This window comes from Pseudomonas sp. P106(2024) (assembly GCF_057480815.1).
Genome location: NZ_JBLIYU010000006.1, coordinates 57426 through 76161 on the forward strand (window position 1 = coordinate 57426; position 18736 = coordinate 76161).

Annotated in this window: 8 protein-coding genes; 5 read left to right on the forward strand and 3 right to left on the reverse strand. The window is 67.3% G+C overall.

Annotated elements, in window-relative coordinates; genetic code table 11:
• Positions 1-66: 66 nt before the first annotated feature.
• Entirely contained in the window at positions 67-13014 is a 12948-nt protein-coding gene (locus AC25M7_RS12105) for a non-ribosomal peptide synthetase (protein WP_486971103.1), read from the reverse strand.
• Between the two features lie 318 nt (positions 13015-13332).
• On the opposite strand from AC25M7_RS12105, the gene AC25M7_RS12110 reads away from it, so the two are divergent.
• Entirely contained in the window at positions 13333-13860 is a 528-nt protein-coding gene (locus tag AC25M7_RS12110; RefSeq protein WP_486971104.1) for an RNA polymerase factor sigma-70, read from the forward strand.
• Between the two features lie 125 nt (positions 13861-13985).
• On the opposite strand, the gene AC25M7_RS12115 is transcribed toward AC25M7_RS12110, so the two are convergent.
• Positions 13986-14786, reverse strand: coding sequence for a substrate-binding periplasmic protein (locus AC25M7_RS12115; protein WP_028692885.1), 801 nt, complete (start codon positions 14784-14786; stop codon positions 13986-13988).
• Between the two features lie 188 nt (positions 14787-14974).
• On the opposite strand from AC25M7_RS12115, the gene AC25M7_RS12120 reads away from it, so the two are divergent.
• Together AC25M7_RS12120 and ppnP are read left to right on the forward strand one after the other, a co-directional pair.
• Positions 14975-15526 carry a 3'-5' exonuclease gene (locus AC25M7_RS12120; RefSeq protein ID WP_028692884.1) on the forward strand — a complete coding sequence of 184 codons (552 nt, stop codon included), beginning with the start codon at positions 14975-14977 and terminating at the stop codon, positions 15524-15526.
• A gap of 73 nt (positions 15527-15599) precedes the next feature.
• Positions 15600-15884 carry a pyrimidine/purine nucleoside phosphorylase gene (gene ppnP / locus AC25M7_RS12125; protein ID WP_028692883.1) on the forward strand — a complete coding sequence of 95 codons (285 nt, stop codon included), beginning with the start codon at positions 15600-15602 and terminating at the stop codon, positions 15882-15884.
• Between the two features lie 61 nt (positions 15885-15945).
• On the opposite strand, the gene AC25M7_RS12130 is transcribed toward ppnP, so the two are convergent.
• The gene (locus AC25M7_RS12130; RefSeq protein ID WP_028692882.1) at positions 15946-16638 is read right to left on the reverse strand and encodes an alpha/beta family hydrolase; all 693 of its coding nucleotides are present in this window, start codon (positions 16636-16638) and stop codon (positions 15946-15948) included.
• Between the two features lie 49 nt (positions 16639-16687).
• Between AC25M7_RS12130 and ccoN the strand changes: the two genes are divergently transcribed.
• Positions 16688-18112 (forward strand): cytochrome-c oxidase, cbb3-type subunit I, encoded by a 1425-nt coding sequence (gene ccoN / locus AC25M7_RS12135; RefSeq protein ID WP_028692881.1) that lies wholly within the window; start codon positions 16688-16690, stop codon positions 18110-18112.
• A gap of 13 nt (positions 18113-18125) precedes the next feature.
• Positions 18126-18734 carry a cytochrome-c oxidase, cbb3-type subunit II gene (ccoO, locus tag AC25M7_RS12140; RefSeq protein WP_028692880.1) on the forward strand — a complete coding sequence of 203 codons (609 nt, stop codon included), beginning with the start codon at positions 18126-18128 and terminating at the stop codon, positions 18732-18734.
• The last annotated feature ends 2 nt before the right edge of the window (positions 18735-18736 follow it).

The window sequence follows — 18736 nt, forward strand, 5'->3', positions numbered from 1 at the left end:
GCGCATCAGCGCAGGGCTTGCCTGATCCTGTGGGAACAGGCAGGCCCTGCGCTGAAGGCAATGTGGCTACAACGCCTCCAGCTCCGCCATAAGGTCGCTCAACCGATCGACCTTGGCGTCATCCAGCGCGCTGTCCTGCAGCCCGCGCACATAGTCCGCCAGCTCTTCGACCGTGCTGCACTCGAACATCGCCCGCAACGGCACATTCAACTGCAGGGCCTTCTGCACCCGCGAGGCGATCTGCGTCGCCAGCAGCGAATGCCCGCCCAGCTCGAAGAAGTTGTCGCGCACGCCCACCCGCTCGGCCTTGAGCACATCGGCCCAGATGCCGGCGAGGGTCTGCTCCAGATCGTCGCGCGGCGCCAGGTAGGCCTGGCTGTGCTGGCCGCCGATCTCGATGGCCGGCAGCGCCTTGCGGTCGAGCTTGCCGTTGGCGTTGTGCGGCAGGTTGTCGAACCAGCCCCAGTGCAGCGGCACCATGTACTCCGGTAGCTCGGCGCGCAGGCGCTGCTTGAGCTGGTCGAGCAGCGCGGCGTCGGCGGCGACGCCATGGTGCGCCACCAGGTAGCCGACCAAGTGCTTGCCGTTGATTCCTTCCTGCACGCCCACCGCGGCATCGCGCAGCTCGGCTTGCTCGTGCAGGCGTGCCTCGATCTCGCCCAGCTCGATGCGGTAGCCGCGGATCTTCACTTGGTGGTCGATACGCCCGACGTACTCCAGCACGCCATCGGGACGGCGCCGGGCCAGGTCGCCGGTGCGGTACAGGCGCTCGCCCGGCGCACCGTACGGGTGTGGGATGAAGGCCTGGGCGGTGCGCAGCGGATCGCCGACATAGCCACGGCCCACGCCGGTGCCGGCGACGCACAGCTCACCCACCGCGCCCAGCGGCACCAGGGTCTGGTCCTCGCCGAGCAGATACAGGCGGTTGTTGTCAGTCGGCGTGCCGATCGGCAGGTAGCTGCCCTGGGTCGAGGCGGCGTCGACGCGGAAGAACGCCACGTCATCCGAACACTCCGCCGGGCCATAGGCGTTGACCAGGCCGATGGTCGGGTAACGCTGCAGCCACTGGGCGGCCAGCTCGGGCGGCATGGCCTCGCCGGTCGGCAGCATCCAGCGCAGGCCGTCGAGGGCCTGGTGGTCGTTGGCCAGCATGCCCTGGATCAGCGACGGCACGCTCTCCAGCACGGTGATGCCGGTGGCCTGCACATGGCTCAGCAGGCCCTGCGGGTCGTGGGCGATGGCGTTCGGCACGATCTGCACCTTGGCCCCGAACAGCGGCGCGGCGAGGAATTGCCACACCGAGATGTCGAAGCTCTGCGAGGCGGTCTGGGCGATCACGTCCTGCTCGTCCAGGGCCAGGTACGGCACCTTGCTCAGCTGGTTGTTGAGCATGCCGCGCTGCTCGACCATCACGCCCTTGGGCAGCCCGGTGGAGCCGGAGGTGTAGATCACGTAGGCGAGGTTGTCCGGCGCGCTGTGGATGCCGGGGTTGTGGCTGGCCACGTGGCTCGCCTGCACCTCTTCCCAGACCAGCAGCTTCGGCCGTGCCGCACCCGCCACTTCGTCGAGCAACTGGCGCGCCTGCTCGGCGCAGGCCGCGCTGCACACCAGCACCGGCGTGCGGCTGAGCTCGACGATGCGTTGCAGGCGTGCCGAAGGCAGGCCCGGATCCAGCGGCAGGTAGCCGGCGCCGGCCTTGAAGCTGCCGACGATCATGCCCAGCAGCGCCAGGCCGCGCTCGGCCAGCAGCGCCACCGGTTGGTCGATGGCCACGCCGGCCGCGACCAGGGCATGGCCGAGGCGGTTGGCCGCCACGTTCAACCCGGCATAGTCGTAGGACGCCTCCAGGCAGCGGGCGACGGTGCGCTGCGGGTGCGCGGCGACCCGCGCCTCGAACAGCTCGACGTAGCTCTGCTCCAGGGCGTAGCTGTGCTCGGTGCGATTGCAGTCTTCGAGCAGGAAGCGCTGCTCCTCGGCGCCCAGCAGTGCCAGCTCATCCACCTCGCCATTGAAGCCCTCGACCAGCGCCAGCAGCAGGCGCTTGAACTCGGCGAGCAGGCGCTCGACGGTCGGATAGTCGAAGTAACGCTGGTCGAATGACAGGTGCAGGCCCAGGTCATCGCCCGGGTAGCACACCGCGGTCAGCGGGAAGTTGGTGTGGGTGCGGCCCGAGTCGGAGCTGGCGTCCAGGTGCTGGGCGTGGTCGAGCACGGCGGTTTCCACCGGGGCGTTCTCGAACACGAACAGGCTGTCGAACAGCGGCTGGCCCTTGGGCAGTTCGCTGCACTCCTGGATCGCCACCAGCGGCAGGTACTCGTACTCGCGCAGCTGCATGTTGTGCTCGAGCAGGCCTTGCAGCCAGTCACGCACGCTGCGCCGTTCGCCGGGCTGCGGCATCTGCACGCGCAGGGCGATGCTGTTGATGAACAGGCCGACCGTGCGCTGCATCTGCGGCAGGCTCACCGGACGCCCGGCCACGGTAACGCCGAACACCACGTCGCGGTCGCCGCTGTATCGGGCCAGGGTCAGGGCCCAGGCCGCCTGGGCGAAGGTGTTGACCGTCAGCTGGTGGGCCTGGGCCAGTTCGCGCAGGCGCGCGCCCTCGCTCACCTCGAGGCGGGTGTAGCAATCACCCACTACCATGCCGTCACCGGCGTGATCGTGGCGCAGCGGTCGATCGCTGGGGATCGCCGTGGCCCGTTCGAAGCCGGCCAGGTTGGCCTGCCACCACTGGCGCGCCTCGTCGAGGTCCTGGCGCTGCAGCCAGCCGATGTAGTCGCGGTAGCGCGGCGGCACCGGCAGCTGGGCTTGGCGTCCCTCGCCCAGGGCCTGGTAGATCTCGAAGAAGTCGTTCATCAGCAGCGAGCGGCACCAGGCATCGATGAGGATGTGGTGGTTGCTCATCATGAACCAGTAGCGTGCCTCGTCGACGCGCACCAGGCGCAGGTGGAACGGCGCTTCGCGCAGCAGTTCGAATCCGGCCTCGCGCTCCTGCTTGTGCAAAGCCTGCAGACGCGCCTCCTGGGCGATCTCGTCGAGGCCGCGCCAGTCCTGGTAGTCCACCGGGGTCTTGCCGGGCTTGTGGATGATCTGCAGCATCGCTTCGCCAGCGTTCCAGCTGAACGATGCGCGCAACGCCTCGTGCCGTGCCACCACGGCCTGCCAGGCCTGGGCGAAACGCTCGGGGTCGAGGGCGCTGTTGATACGGTAGCGGTCCTGCATGTAGTAGATGCCGGTGCCCGGCTCGAGCAGGGTGTGCAACAGCAGGCCTTCCTGCATCGGCGTCAGCGGGTAGACGTCCTCGATCTCGGCGGTCGGGATCGGCAGCGCGTCGATCTGCTCCTGGGTCAGTTGCGCCAGCGGGAAGTCCGACGGCGTGAAGCTGCCGTTGCCGTCCGCCAGGCAGTGGTCGACCAGGGCCAGCAGCTCGTGGCGGTAGGCGTCGGCCAGACGGGCAATGGTCGCTTCGTCGTAGCGCTCGGCGCTGAAGCTCCAGCGCAGTTGCAGCGCGCCGCCGTACACCTGGCCATCTACACTCAGCCAGTTCGGCAGCGGCGCATCGAGGTCATGGGCCAGGCCCGCGGGGGCGTCCAGCGGCTGGAACAGCGCCGCCTGGTCGAACTGCTGGTCGAACTGGCCCAGGTAGTTGAAGGTGATGCGCGCCTGGGGCAGCGCGGCCATGCGTTCGCGCCCGGCCTCGTCGGCCAGGTAGCGCAGCACGCCATGGCCCAGCCCCTTGTGCGGCACCTGGCGCAGTTGCTCCTTGATGCGCTTGATCGACCCGGCACGGGCCGACTCGTCCTCGCCCATCTGCGGGCTCAGGCTCAGCGGGTAGGCATTGGTGAACCAGCCGACGCTGCGGGTCAGGTCCATGTCCTCGAACAAGCCGTCACGGCCATGGCCTTCCAGCTGCACCAGCACCTGTTGATCGCCGCTCCACTGGCACAGGGTGCGCGCCAGGGCGGTCAGCAACAGATCGTTGACCTGGGTGTGGTAGGCCGCCGGCGCCTGTTGCAGCAGCTGGCGGGTCTGTTCGACGTCCAGCTCGATGGCGATGCTGCGGGCATGCCTGTGCAGGTTGCCGCCCTGGGGATGGTCGCAGGGCAGTTCGCGACGGGCGCTGCCCAGTTGCGCCTCCCACCAGTCCAGCTCGTCACGCAGCGAATCGCTGCCGGCATAGCTGGCCAGGCGCGCCGCCCAGTCGCCCATGGCATGGGTCTTGGCGGCCAGCGTTTCACCCCGATAAAGCGCCTGCAAGTCTTCCAGCAAGACACGCCAGGACACGCCATCGACCACCAGGTGATGGATCGTCAGCAGCAGGCGCTGGGCGCCCTGCTCGTCGCTGACCAGCAAGGCGCGCAGCAGCGGCCCCTCGGCAAGGTCGAGGCTGCGCTGCGCATCGGTATAGAGGGCCTGGCAGTTCTCGAAATCGCTCACGGTCGCGGTCCACAGCAACGGCTGGGTGCTCGACTGGGCGTACTCGGCCTGCCAGCGGCCATTGGCCCGGCCGAAGCGCAGGCGCAGGCTGTCATGGTGTTCGACCAGCGCGGCCAGGGCCTGTTCCAGCGCCTCGGCCTGCAGCGGCTGGCGTACCTGCAGCAGCACGGCCTGGTTCCAGTGCTGTGGTTGCGGCACTTCGCTGTCGAAGAACCAGTGCTGGATTGGCGTCAGGCCGGCTCTGCCCTCACGCGGGCCCTGCTCGATGCTGCCCGGCGCCTCGCTGCGGGTCACCACCGCCGCCAGGGTCTGGATGGTCTGGTGCTGGAACAGGTCGCGCGGGGTGAACTGCAGCCCCAGCTGACGTGCCCGGCTGACCACCTGGATCGACAGGATCGAGTCGCCGCCCAGTTCGAAGAAGTTGTCCTGCACGCCGATGCGCGGCAGGTTGAGCACTTCGCGCCAGACCTGCGCCAATTGGCTTTCCAGCTCATTGGCCGGTGCCTGGTAGTGCTGGCGCGCCTGCTGCAGGTCCGGCGCCGGCAGCGCGCGGCGGTCGAGCTTGCCGTTGCCCATCAGCGGCAGGCTGTCGAGCAGCACCAGGTGCGCCGGTACCATGTAGTCCGGCAGGTGCAGGCGGGCGTCGGCCTTGACCGCCTCGCGCAGCTGGGCCTGGGCCTCGCCGTCGGCGCTGGCCTGCGGGCACACCAGGTAGCCCACCAGTTGCTTGCCCCCCGGCAGGTCGAGGGCCAGGACCACCGCCTCCTCGACGTCGGCGTGCTCCTGCAGGCGGCTTTCGATCTCACCCAACTCAATCCGGAAACCGCGAATTTTCACCTGCTGGTCGGCACGCCCGACATATTCCACCAGGCCATCGGCGCGCAGGCGTACCAGGTCGCCGGTGCGGTACAGGCGGCCACCGTCATGGCTGAACGGGTCGGCGACGAAGCGCTCGGCACTCAGGCCTGGACGGTCGTGATAAGCCTGGGCCAGGCCCGCGCCGCCCACGTACAGCTCACCGATGCCGCCCTGTGGCAGCAGGGCCAGGTCGTCGTCAAGGATGTAGGCCATGCGGGCGCCGATCACCCGGCCGATCGGCACGCTGCCGGCATCGACGGGCAGCGTGTCCGGTGCCAGGCACGCCAGCGGCATGACCACGGTTTCGGTCGGGCCGTAGGCGTTGAAGAACTGTTGCGGGGCAAAGGCCTGGCGGATGCGCTGCAGGTGTTCGCCGGTCAGTGCCTCGCCGCCGGTGATCACCAGGCGCACCGGCAACTGCTCGCCCTGCCCGGCCAGGTACTGGGCCAGCTGGCTGCCGTAGCTCGGGGTGAAGCCGAGCACGCTGACCTGCTGTTCGCGCACCAGCTGGCAGATTTCCTCGGCGCCCCATTGGCCCTGGGCGCGCAGCACCACGCGGGCGCCGCACAGCAGCGGCACCAGCAGGCGCTCGCTGGCGGCGTCGAAGTTGATCGAATAGAAATGCAGCTCACAGTCGTCGCTGCGCATGCCGAACTCGGCGATCACCGCCTTGCAGTGCATGGCGATTTCACCGTGGCTGACTACCACGCCCTTGGGCTTGCCAGTGGAGCCGGAGGTGTAGATCAGGTAGGCCTGGTGCTGCGCCAGGTTGAGGTTGTCCAGGGCAGCGTCGCTGTAGGCGGACAGGCTCGCGGCATCGTCCTCCAGGCTCCAGCGCGCGACGCCCGGCGGCAGTTCGCCCAGGGTGTCGAGCAGGTCGCGCTGGCCGATCAGCAAGCCGAGGCGGCTGTCCTCGATCATGTAGCGCAGGCGGTCGAGCGGGTATTCCGGGTCCAGCGGCACGTAGGCGCCACCGGCCTTCAGAATGGCCAGCAGGCCCACCACCATCTCCAGCGAGCGCTCCAGCGCCAGGCCCACCCTCACCTGCGGGCCGACGCCACGCTCGCGCAGGGCGCGGGCCAGGCGGTTGGCCTGCTGGTCGAGCTCGGCATAGCTCAGGTGCTTGCCGGCAAAGGTCAGGGCCAGGGCCTGCGGGGTGCGCTCGGCCTGGGCGGCGAACAGGCCGTGCAGCGTCTGGTTCAGCTCGACGTCCTGCTCGCCCTGGAGCTGGCCGATCAGCACCTGCTGCTCGGCTTCGGCGAGCATCGGCAGTTCGCACAGGCGCTGCTGCGGGTCATCGATCAACGCCACCAGCAACTGCTGCCAGTGCTCGGCCATACGGGCGATGCGCGGCTCGTCGAACAGGTCGCGGCTGTAGGTGAAGCAGCAGCCCAGGCGGCCGTCGAGGTCGGTGACCTCCAGGTACAGGTCGAACTTGGTGGCACTGGCGTCGTTGACCAGGTAGTCCACCTGCATGCCCACCAGCTCGCGGCTCTGCTGGAAGGCCCAGCGCTGCACGTTGCACATCACCTGGAACAGCGGGTTGTAGGCGCTCGAACGCGGCGGTTGCAAGGCCTCGACCAGTTGCTCGAACGGCAGGTCCTGGTGCGACTGGCCGTCGATGATGGTCTGGCGCACCTGGTCGAGCAGCGCGTCGGCGCTCATCTGCCCGTCCAGCTCGCAGCGCAGCACCTGGGTGTTGAGGAAGGCGCCGATCAGTCCTTCGCTTTCCGGACGGATGCGGTTGGCCACCGGCGCGCCGATGCGCAGGTCGCGCTGGCCGCTGTAGCGGTGCAGCAGCGCGGCCAGGGTGGCGGTCATGGTCATGAACAGGGTCAGGCCGCGCTGGCTGTTGAAGGCATGCACGCGCCTGACCAGCGCCGGATCCAGGTCGAAGCGGTAGAGTTCACCCTGGTGGCTCTGCACCGCAGGGCGCGGACGATCGGCCGGCAGCGCCAGCACCGGGTGCTCGTCACCCAGGCGGTCTTTCCAGTAGGCCAGCTGACGGGCGCCCTCGCCGCCTTCCAGCCACTGGCGCTGCCACACGCTGTAGTCGAGGTACTGCACCGGCAGCGGCGCCAGCGGCGACTCGCGCTCGTCGACGAAGGCCTCGTACAGCTCGCCCAGTTCACGGGCGAAGATGTCCATGGCCCAACCTTCGGTGACGATGTGGTGCAGGGTCAGGACAAAGTAATGCTCGCGCTCGCCGGCCTTGACCAGGCAGGCGCGCAGCAGCGGGCCGCGCTCCAGGTCGAACGGCTGGTGCGCCTGGTCGTCGGCCAGTTGCTGCAGGCGTTGCTCGCGGGCGTCGTCGGCCAGGGCGCTGAAGTCGTGCCAGTGCAGTTGCAGGTGGCTGTCATCGGCCACGCACTGGTAGGGCTTGCCGTCGATGCTGGGGAAGGTGGTGCGCAGGGTTTCATGGCGCACGATCAGCGCCTGCAGGGCGCGTTCGAAGGCGTCCACATGCAGCGGCCCCTGGAAGCGGGCCATGCCGCCAACGTTGTAGGCGGGGCTGTGCGGGTCCATCTGCCAGAGGAACCACATGCGCTGCTGCGAGTACGACAGCGGCACGGCCTGGCGGCGGTCGACACGGGCGATGGCGCCCTGGCGGTTGCGCTCGCCGCTGCCCTGCAGGCGGGCGATCTCGGCGCAGAACGCGCCCAGCCCGCTGGCGTCGAACAGGGCCTTGAGCGGCAGCTCGACATCCAGCGCCTGGCGGGTGCGCGAGACGATCTGGGTGGCCAGCAGCGAGTGGCCGCCGAGGGCGAAGAAATCGTCCTGCAGGCCGACTTGCGGCAGGTTCAGCACCTCGCGCCAGATCGCCGCAACCTGCTGCTGCAGCGCGCTCTGCGGCTCGACATGTCCACGTTGTTGCCAGACCGGCGCCGGCAGTGCCTTGCGGTCGACCTTACCGCTCGGCCCCAGGGGCATCTGCGCCAGGTGGATGAGCTGCGCCGGCACCATGTAGGCCGGCAGGCGCTCGGCCAGCGCGGCCAGCAGCGCGTCGCTCTGTTCAATGCCACTGTAGTAGCCCACCAGCTGGGCGCCGACGGCGTCCTGGTGGATCAGCACCAGCGCCTGGGCGACACCCGGCTGGGCCAGCAGCACCGCCTGCACTTCCTCGGGTTCGACGCGGAAACCGCGCACCTTCACCTGCTGGTCGAGGCGGCCCAGGTACTCCAGGGCCTGGCTCTGTACCTGCCAGCGGGCGCGGTCGCCACTGCGGTAAAGGCGCGCGCCGTCGCCATCGGGTTGGGGCACGAAACGTTCGGCGGTCAGCCCCGGGCGGCCGAGGTAGCCACGGGCCAGGCCCGCGCCCCCCAGGCACAGCTCGCCGGGCACGCCCGGCGCGCTCAGCTCGAATTCGTCGTCCAGCACCCGGCACAGCACGTTGCCCAGCGGGCGGCCAATGGGCGAGCGGGCGCCATCACTCGCCTGGCAGTGCCAATGGGTGACGTTGATGGCGGTTTCGGTCGGGCCGTAGCGGTTGTGCAGTTGCACTTGCGGCAGCAGTTGCAGCACGCGGTCGCGCAGGGCCGCGGACAGCGCCTCGCCCCCGGAGAACAGCCGACGCAGGCTGGTGCAGCCGGCGGCCAGCGGCTCCTGGACAAACACCTGCAGCAGCGGCGGCACGAAGTGCAGCGTGGTCACCTCGTGTTGCTGGATCAGCTGGGCGATGCGCTGCGGGTCACGGTGCTCGCCGGGGCCGGCCAGCACCAGCCGGCAACCGCTGACCAACGGCCAGAAGCACTCCCACACCGACACGTCGAAACTGATCGGCGCTTTCTGCATCAGCACATCGCTGTCATCCAGCGCGTAGGTGGCCTGCATCCACTGCAGGCGTTCGGCCAGGGCCACGTGGGTGTTGCCCACGCCCTTGGGCTGGCCGGTGGAGCCGGAGGTGTAGATCACATAGGCAAGGTTGTCACCGTGCAGGTGCAGGCCGGGGGCCTGGCTCGGCCAGCTGTCCAGGTGCAACTGGTCGAGGGCGATGGCGCTGACGCCGTCCACCTGCGGCAGCTTGTCGAGCAGGCTGCCGTGACTGAGCAGCAGGCCGGCCTTGCAGTCGGCCAGCATGTAGGCCAGGCGCTCGGCCGGGTAGTCGGTGTCCAGCGGCACATAGGCGCCGCCGGCCTTGAGGATGGCCAGCAGGCCGACCAGCAGCTGTGGCGAACGCTCCAGGGCAATGGCCACGCAGGTATCCGGGCCGACGCCCTTGTCACGCAGGTAGTGGGCCAGGCGGTTGGCCTGCTGGTGCAGCTCGGCATAGCTGAGCTGGCCGCCCTCCCACACCAGCGCGGTGCGTTCGGGGGTCATGCGGGCCTGTTCATTGAGTTGCTCGACCAGCAGGCGCGGCGCGCTCGCCATCGGCGCCTGCCCCCAGCCGAGCAGTTGCGCGCAGCCTTGCTCGTCGAGCAGGCGCACTTCGCCAAGGGCCAGCTGCGGCTCGGCGCAGACCTGCTCGAGCAAGGCCAGCAGATGGCTGGCCAGGCGCTTGACGGTGGCCGCCTCGAACAACCCGGCGGCGTAGTCGAAGGCCAGCGTCAGACGGCCCTGGTGGTCTTCCTCGCTGTGCAGTTGCAGGTCGAACTTGGCTTCGCGGCTGTGCCACGGCAGCTCTTCGGCCAGCAGCCCGGGCAGGCGGCGCAGGGCCGACAGGTCGCGCTGCTGGTGGTTGAACATGACCTGGAACAGGCCCTTTTCACGGGCCTGCGGCAGCGCCTCGAGCAACTGCTCGAACGGCAGGTCCTGATGGGCCTGGGCCTCCAGGGTGGCCTGGCGCGCCTGGACCAGCAGCCCGGCGAACGGCAGGCGGCCATCGAGTTCGGCGCGCAGCACCTGGGTGTTGATGAAGAAGCCGACCATGCCCTGGGTTTCCAGGCGCGGACGGTTGGCGTTGGGCACGCCGACGCGGATGTCGCCCTGGCCGCTGTAGCGGTGCAGCAGGGCCTGCCAGCCGGCGAGCAGGACCATGAACAGGCTGGCCTGCTGGTCGCGGGCCAGTCCCTTGAGGGCACTGGTCAGCGCCGCCGGCACCTTGAGGCTATGGCGCGCGGCGCGGGTGTGCTGTTGGCTGGCGCGGGGCTGGTCGGTGCACAGGTCGAGCACCGGTAGTTCATCACCCAGCTTGTTTTTCCAGTAGTCGAGCTGACGGGCGCTCTCGCCGTCGGCCAGCCACTGGCGCTGCCATTGGCCATAGTCGGCGTAGCCCAGCGTCAGTTCGGGCAGTTGTACGGTCTGGCCTTGGGCGGCGTACAGGCGGGCGAACTCATCCAGCAGGATGTTCAGCGACCAGCCGTCGGCGACGATGTGGTGCAGGGTCACCCACAGCTGGTGCTCTTCATCGTCCAGGCGGGCCAGGGTCACCCGCAGCAGCGGACCCTGGCGCAGGTCGAACGGCTGCTGCGCCTCGTCCTCGCGGCTTGCGGCCACCTCGGCGGGCGACAGTCCTTCGAGGTCCAGCTGACGCAGGCTGAACGACTGACTCGGCAGGATGCGCTGCACGGCCTGGCCGTCGACTTCGTCGAACAGCGTGCGCAAGGATTCGTGGCGGGCGACCAGGGCCTGGAAGCTCGCCTGCAGCGCCGCCTCGTCCAGCTCGCCGCGCAGGTGCAGACCGGCGGGGATGTTGTAGGCGGCGGACTGCGGCTCCAGTTGCCACAACAGCCACAGGCGATTCTGTGCCAGTGACTGCGGTAACGCCTGATCGCGGTCCTGGTTGCGGATCACGCCGGCTGCGCTGCCGCCTTCGGCGACAATGGCCGCCACGGCGGCGCTGTACTCGGCCAGGGTCGGTGCTTCGAACAGGGTGCGCAGGCTCAGTTGCAGCCCCAGCTCGTCGCCCAGGCGCGCGGTCACCTGGGTGGCGGCGATGGAGTTGCCGCCCAGCAGCAGGAAGTGATCGTCCGCCGCCACCGCCTCGACCTTGAGCAGTTCACGCCAGATACCGGCGATCCGTGCCTGCAGGTCGTCACCGGCCAGGACATGGCCCTGCGCCGTTTGCGCCATCGGGAACCGCGCATAGATATCCAGGCTGCCGTCGTTCATGCGCAGGCGGCAGGCCGAGCGCTGCAGCTTGCCGCTGGAGGTCTTGGGCAGCGCGCCGGGATTGAGCAGCAGGACCACGGCCGGCGCCTGGCGGCAGGCGTCGGCGATGACCCGGCGCAGGGTATTGATCAGCGCCTCGGGCGTATGCGCTTTCTGCACGTTGCGGCTGATCTCCACCGCCACGCCGATGCCTTCCTCGCCCTGGTCGTCGACGGCGAACACCGCCACCCGGCCCTTGCGCAGCATCTCGACCTCACGCTCCAGGGTCTTCTCCAGGTCCTGCGGGTAGAGGTTCTGGCCACGGACGATGAGCATGTCCTTCAGGCGCCCGGTGACGAACACCTCGCCGTCGCGCATGAAGCCCAGATCGCCCGTGCGCAGCCAGGTCTGGCCGTCCATCTCGACGAAGGTACGGGCGCTGGCCTCGGGGTTGCGCCAGTAACCCAGGGCGATGCTCGGGCCGCCGGCCCAGATCTCGCCCACCTGGTTGTCAGCCAGCACCTGCAGCTGTTGCGGCTCGACGATGCGCACCGCGTGGCCCGGCTGCGGATAGCCGCAGCTCATCAGTACGCTGCCCTTGCCCGGCTCGGCACGGTTGGCGGCGAAGGCCTCGGCATCCAGCTCCAGGGCACCGATGCCCTGGCCGCGGCGGCTGCCGCTGACGAACAGGGTGGCCTCGGCCAGGCCGTAGCTGGCGAAGAAGCTACTGGCGTCGAAGCCACAGGCGGCAAATTTTTCGGCGAAGGTGTCGAGGCTGTCCTGGCGAATCGGCTCGGAACCGGAATAGGCCACGCGCCAGCGGCTCAGGTCCAGGCCGGCGAGCGCGGCCTCGCTGACCCGCTCGCTGCACAGCCGGTAGGCGAAGTCCGGGCCGCCGCTGATGGTGCCGCCGTATTCGCTGATCGCCTTCAGCCAGCGCAGCGGTCGGGCGAGGAAATAGCCCGGCGACATCAGCACGCAAGGCACGCCGCTGAAGATCGGCTGCAGCAGGCCACCGATCAGGCCCATGTCGTGGTACAGCGGCAGCCAGCTGACGATCACGTCATCCGGGTTCAGGTCGATGCCGAAACCCTGGCGGATCAGTTGCTCATTGGCCACCAGGTTGCCGTGGCTGACCTGCACGCCCTTGGGCAGCGCGGTTGAGCCGGAAGTGTACTGCAGGAAGGCGATGTCATTGCCCGTGAGCTCAGGCTCGCGCCACTGCTCGGCCAACTGCGGGTCCAGACGATCCACGGCCAGCAGGCCCGGAGCGCTGGCGCCAGCCAGGGCTTCGAGGCCCTGCAAACTGTCACTCAGCGCTTCTACCGTCAGCAGCAGGCGCGGCTCGGCGTCGTCGATGATCGACAACAGGCGCTCCTGGTGATGCTGGCGCGAAGACTCCGGCGGATAGGCCGGCACGGCGATCACCCCGGCATACAGGCAGCCGAAAAAGGCCGCGACATAGTCCGGGCCGCTGGGAAACAGCAGCACGGCTCGCTCGCCGAACCCGGCCCGGGCCTGCAACGCCGCGGCGATGGTCCGCGCGCGTTGGTCGAGGTCCCGGTAGCTGAGCACCGCCTGCTCGCCGGGCGCGTCGGCCAGGAAGCGCAAGGCGATGCGCTCTGGGGTCTGGGCGGCGCGCTGCGCCAGGGCCTGGACCAGCGAGTGCGGGAGTTCGAAGGCGTCCGTCATGGAATGTTCCTGCCAGTGTCTGGGTGAGTCGCGCCTGACTGACCCGCGCACGACAGGCGGGCAGTGTTCGGCAGCCGAGATGTACACAGGGGAACGGATGGGCCGGGGAAGAAATTAGGCCTGTCGGACGGCCCGGGAAGGCCGGCCGCAAAGGGATGGAGTGAAGCAGTTCACAGCCTGGAGCTTAGAACCAAAATAGATCAAAACTCATTAACTTTCGTATTTGACAATCATTATCATTACGAATAGTTTGTCGCACGTCGTAGGAAGCCTCCTTCAGGGGGCGCTCCCACTCCTCTTCGAGACAAGGTGATTTCCATGGCGGAACAACTATCCACAAGTAGGTGCGATTCACCATTACTCCAGGCATTCGTCGACAACCGCAGCATCCTGGTGAAGATCGCCGCGCGCATCACCGGTTGCCGCTCCCGCGCCGAGGATGTGGTGCAGGACGCCTTTTTCAGGCTCAGCGCCGCCCCGCAGATCACCTCGTCCTTCAAGGCCCAGCTCAGCTACCTGTTCCAGATCGTGCGCAACCTGGCTATCGATCACTACCGCAAGCAGGCCATGGAGCTGAAATACACCGGCAGCGAAGAGGAAGGGATGAATGTGGTCATCCAGAATGCCTCGCCCGAGGCCACCCACATCAATCTCGCCACCTTGGAACACATCGCCGACGCCCTCGACGAGCTACCCAAACGCACCCGCTACGCCTTCGAGATGTACCGCCTGCATGGCGTGCCGCAGAAGGACATCGCCAAGGAGCTGGGCGTGTCGCCGACGCTGGTCAACTTCATGATCCGCGATGCGCTGATCCATTGCCGCAAGAGCAGCCGCCTGGGCTGAAACCGCCATCGCAGGGCAAATCTCCAGTTCCTCGCGTCGCGAAAGGGCCGCTACAGGCACGTTTGCCTCGGACCCTGCACAATCCTGCACACTCATTACTGAATACGCGGCGGCTTCGTCGAAATTTAGTCGTGCGGGGCTTCGACGGTGATCTTGTAGGGCTGGAAGATGCGCAGCAGCTCGCCATTTTCCCGCAACTGACGCAACAAGCCGGCAAAGGCTTCGGGGCTGATGGAAGCCCCTGGACGCAGCAAGGCGTAGTGATGGTAGACCTGATCGACCCGTTGCGACGCCAGCAACTGCCCGGCGCTGTCCGGGTTGCGCTTGAGGAAGTCACTGAGGTACGAGCGGGTGACCAGGGCGATGTCAGCACGCCCACGCTCGACCATGTTGAGGTTGCTGTCGTGGGAGTAAGTCAGCGTGGCACGGTAGCGCTTCTTCAACCAGGCCGGGTCCGCGTTGAAATCGGCAAAGGCATAGTGATAGCCATTGAACAGCGCCAGGCGCTTGCCCTCAAGATCGTCGAAGTAATGCTGGTCACGCCCTGACTGCTGGCGGCTGACGAAGATCTCGGCATCCTCCAGCCCCATGTCCACCGCCTTGTGCTCGATCTCCTGCCAGCCCCACTGCGGATTCTCGAAGATCGCCATGTCGGTGCGGCCCTGCTGGAAATCGCCGAAGCGCCGGGGAATCGAGGTGGGCACCAGGACGAAACGGTACAAGGACTGCAAGCGGTTCAGCGACTCCACCAGCTGCGGCAGCAGACCGGTGTCGGCGCCCTGCTCCGGACGCACGGTGTAGGGCGGGAAATGCGCGGCCCCGATCTTCACTTCCCGCACCACCTCGGCCTGTGCCGCGGCATTCAGCAAAACCGTCGCGAACAGCAACAGGAAGGACGACAGCTTGGCACTGGGCAGTGGAATCAAGTCGGGACACTCATCACGGGTAAGGGCCTGAATGCGCCTAAGCTAGGCGTTTTCCCGCACGGGCACAACCGCCGAATATGCCAAAGTGCCAGGGGATGTCGTGAACCTCGAGTTTGGCTACGCTCTACTGGCCCGCGCACGCGCCCCGGCAAGTGCGCAGGTTTTTCTGCATTGATAGGGAGCCTGGCATGGGCCACTGGTTGGTGATCGACCTGGAAGCCACTACCGACGACGGCGGCTGGCCGGTCACGGAGATGGAAATCATTGAAATCGGCGCAAGCCTGGTCACCCGCGACGGGCGCGAGGTCGACCACTTCCAGCGCTTCGTGCGGCCCCGGCGGCGGCCGCAGCTGACCTCCTTCTGTCGCGAGCTGACCCACATCGGCCAGGCCGAGGTCGATGCCGCCGCGCCCTTCCCCGAAGTCTGGGCCGCGTTCGAACGCTGGCTGGGTCATCACCAGGCACAATTGCAGGCCTGGGTAAGCTGGGGCGACTACGACCGCAAGCAACTGCTGCTGGAATGGCAGACGCACCATGTGCGCAGCCTGCTGGAGCAACTGCCGCACATCAACCTCAAGCAACGCTTCGCCAAGGCCCGCCACCTGCAGCGTCCGGCAGGCCTGAACAGCGCCCTGCAATTGGCCGGCCTGCAGTTTGCCGGGCAACAGCACCGGGCCCTGGAAGACGCCCGCAACACCGCACGCCTGCTGCCCCTGAGCCTGCCGCCAAGCAGCACCTGAAACAGATGACGCAGGGGCGGGCCTTGGGCATACTGGCCAGCCCTTTTTTCAGTCCTTTTTCAGGAGTCGCCCGATGTTCAAGGTCAATGAGTACTTCGATGGCACCGTCAAGTCGATCGCCTTCGAAAGCAAGGAAGGTCCGGCCACCGTGGGTGTGATGGCCCCGGGCGAATACGAGTTCGGCACCGCCAAGCGCGAGATCATGCACGTAGTCTCCGGCGCCCTGAGCGTGAAGCTGCCAGGTAGCGACAACTGGGAAACCTTCAACGCGGGCGACAAGTTCAACGTGGCCGCCGACAGCAAGTTCCAACTGAAGGTGGCCGTGGATACCGCTTACCTGTGCGAGTACCGCGACTGAGCTGAGGCCCTCATCGCGAGGCAAGCCCGCTCCCACGAAGAGCGGGCTTGCCTCGCGATGGCTACACCCGCAGGAAAGCCGCCACTCGCTGCGCCGCCGCCTGCATGTGCTGCTCATGACTGAACCCTGACGCCTTCAACGGCTTGAGGTCATGATCGGCCGCCACCAGCCAGCTCACCTCGATCGCCGGCGATAGCGCATACCCCGCCACCGCCTCACGATTGCCCAGGGCATCCCGCTCGCCCTGCACGATCAACGTTCGCGTATGCAGCCCGGCCAAGTGCTCCACGCGTGGCTTTTCAGGCTTGCCCACGGCATAGAACGGATATCCCAGGCACACCAGCGCATCGGCGCCCAGTTCGTCCGCCACGAGACTGGCCATGCGTCCGCCCATGGACTTGCCACCGACAGCCAACCGCCCTGCGACCAATGGTCGCAGCTGGTCGTAGACAGTCCGCCAGCATTCAAGCAACACCTTCTGCGGATTGGGCGGCCGCTTGCCGCCGCTCAGACGCCGCTCGGCCATGTATGGGAACTCGAAGCGCACCACCCCCACCCCTTGCCCCGCCAGCCTTTGCGCCATGTCCTCCATGAACCCGCTGTCCATTGGCGCACCGGCGCCGTGGGCCAGGATCAGGCAGCTGGAGATGCCACGATCCTGCGGAATTTTCGGAGGATCGCAGCGCAAGCCTGGGACATTTCCGATCTTCGCCCATTGATCCCCGTCAATACCGGCACTTTGCCCATTAATCATGCTTGCCTCGCTGTCTAGCCTGCCTATAACCGTGGATGGGAACCCATACATGAACACAACCAGCAGTACCGCCTACAACTATCAGGTGGTCCGCCAATTCGCCATCATGACGGTGGTGTGGGGCATCGTCGGGATGGGGCTCGGCGTCTTCATCGCCGCCCAGCTCGCCTGGCCCGCCTTCAACCTCGACCTGCCGTGGACCAGCTTCGGCCGCCTGCGACCCTTGCACACCAACGCGGTGATCTTCGCCTTCGGCGGCTGTGCCCTGTTCGCCACCTCCTATTATTCGGTGCAACGCACCTGCCAGACCACCCTGTTCGCGCCACGCCTGGCCGCGTTCACCTTCTGGGGCTGGCAACTGGTGATCCTGCTGGCGGCGATCAGCCTGCCGCTGGGCTACACCAGCACCAAGGAATACGCCGAACTGGAATGGCCGATCGACATCCTGATCACCATCGTCTGGGTGGCCTATGCCGTGGTGTTCTTCGGCACGCTGATGAAGCGCAACACCAAGCACATCTACGTGGGCAACTGGTTCTTCGGCGCCTTCATCCTCACCGTGGCGATCCTGCACATCGTCAACAACCTGGAAGTACCGGTCAGCCTGACCAAGTCCTACTCGCTGTACGCCGGCGCCACCGATGCCATGGTGCAGTGGTGGTACGGCCACAACGCCGTGGGCTTCTTCCTGACCGCCGGCTTCCTGGGGATGATGTACTACTACGTGCCCAAGCAGGCCGAGCGCCCGGTGTATTCGTATCGCCTGTCGATCGTCCACTTCTGGGCCCTGATCACCCTGTACATCTGGGCAGGCCCGCACCACCTGCACTACACCGCGCTGCCGGACTGGGCGCAGTCGCTGGGCATGATCATGTCGCTGATCCTGCTGGCGCCAAGCTGGGGCGGCATGATCAACGGCATGATGACCCTCTCGGGCGCCTGGCATAAGCTGCGCAGCGACCCGATCCTGCGCTTCCTGGTCGTCTCGCTGGCGTTCTACGGCATGTCCACCTTCGAAGGCCCGATGATGGCCATCAAGACGGTCAACGCCCTGTCCCACTACACCGACTGGACCATCGGCCACGTCCACGCCGGCGCCCTCGGCTGGGTGGCGATGATCTCCATCGGCGCGCTGTACCACACCATCCCGAAAGTGTTCGGCAAGGAGCGCATGTACAGCCTTGGGCTGATCAACGCGCACTTCTGGCTGGCCACCATCGGCACCGTGCTCTACATCGCCTCGATGTGGGTCAACGGCATCGCCCAGGGCCTGATGTGGCGCGCGGTCAACAGCGACGGCACGCTGACCTACTCGTTCGTCGAAACCCTGGTGGCCAGCCACCCAGGCTTCGTCGTGCGCTTCGTCGGTGGCGCGATCTTCCTCAGCGGCATGTTCCTGATGGCCTGGAACACCTGGCGCACCGTGCGTGCCCCGGCCGCCGAGCAAGCCCCCGCCAACGCCCAGCTGGCTTGAGGAGTAGAGCCTGATGAACCATGAAGTCGTTGAGAAAAACATAGGCCTGATGGCCCTGCTGATGGTGTTCGCCGTCAGCATCGGCGGCCTGACCCAGATCGTCCCGCTGTTCTTCCAGGACGTCACCAACAAGCCGGTCGAGGGCATGAAGCCCTACACCGCCCTGCAACTCGAAGGCCGCGACATCTACATCCGCGAAGGCTGCGTGGGCTGCCACTCGCAGATGGTCCGGCCATTCCGCGCCGAGACCGAGCGCTACGGCCACTACTCGGTGGCCGGCGAGAGCGTATGGGACCATCCGTTCCTGTGGGGCTCCAAGCGTACCGGTCCGGATCTGGCCCGCGTCGGCGGCCGCTACTCGGACGACTGGCACCGCGCGCACCTGTACAACCCGCGCAACGTGGTACCGGAATCGAAGATGCCGTCATACCCATGGCTGGTGGCCGCGCAGGTCGACAACAGCCACACCGACGTCAAGATGCGCGTCCTGCGCGGCCTCGGCGTGCCCTACAGCGACGACGACATCGCCGGCGCGAAGGACGCGGTCAAGGGCAAGACCGAGATGGACGCACTGGTCGCCTACCTGCAGGTGCTCGGCACCGCGATCAAGAACAAGAGGTGAGT

Coding starts and splice junctions, on each gene's coding strand:
- AC25M7_RS12105 (WP_486971103.1), bottom strand. CDS start 13,014: ATGACGGACGCCTTCGAACTCCCGCACTCGCTGGTCCAGGCCCTGGCG.
- AC25M7_RS12110 (WP_486971104.1), top strand. CDS start 13,333: ATGGCGGAACAACTATCCACAAGTAGGTGCGATTCACCATTACTCCAG.
- AC25M7_RS12120 (WP_028692884.1), top strand. CDS start 14,975: ATGGGCCACTGGTTGGTGATCGACCTGGAAGCCACTACCGACGACGGC.
- ppnP (WP_028692883.1), top strand. CDS start 15,600: ATGTTCAAGGTCAATGAGTACTTCGATGGCACCGTCAAGTCGATCGCC.
- AC25M7_RS12130 (WP_028692882.1), bottom strand. CDS start 16,638: ATGATTAATGGGCAAAGTGCCGGTATTGACGGGGATCAATGGGCGAAG.
- ccoN (WP_028692881.1), top strand. CDS start 16,688: ATGAACACAACCAGCAGTACCGCCTACAACTATCAGGTGGTCCGCCAA.
- ccoO (WP_028692880.1), top strand. CDS start 18,126: ATGAACCATGAAGTCGTTGAGAAAAACATAGGCCTGATGGCCCTGCTG.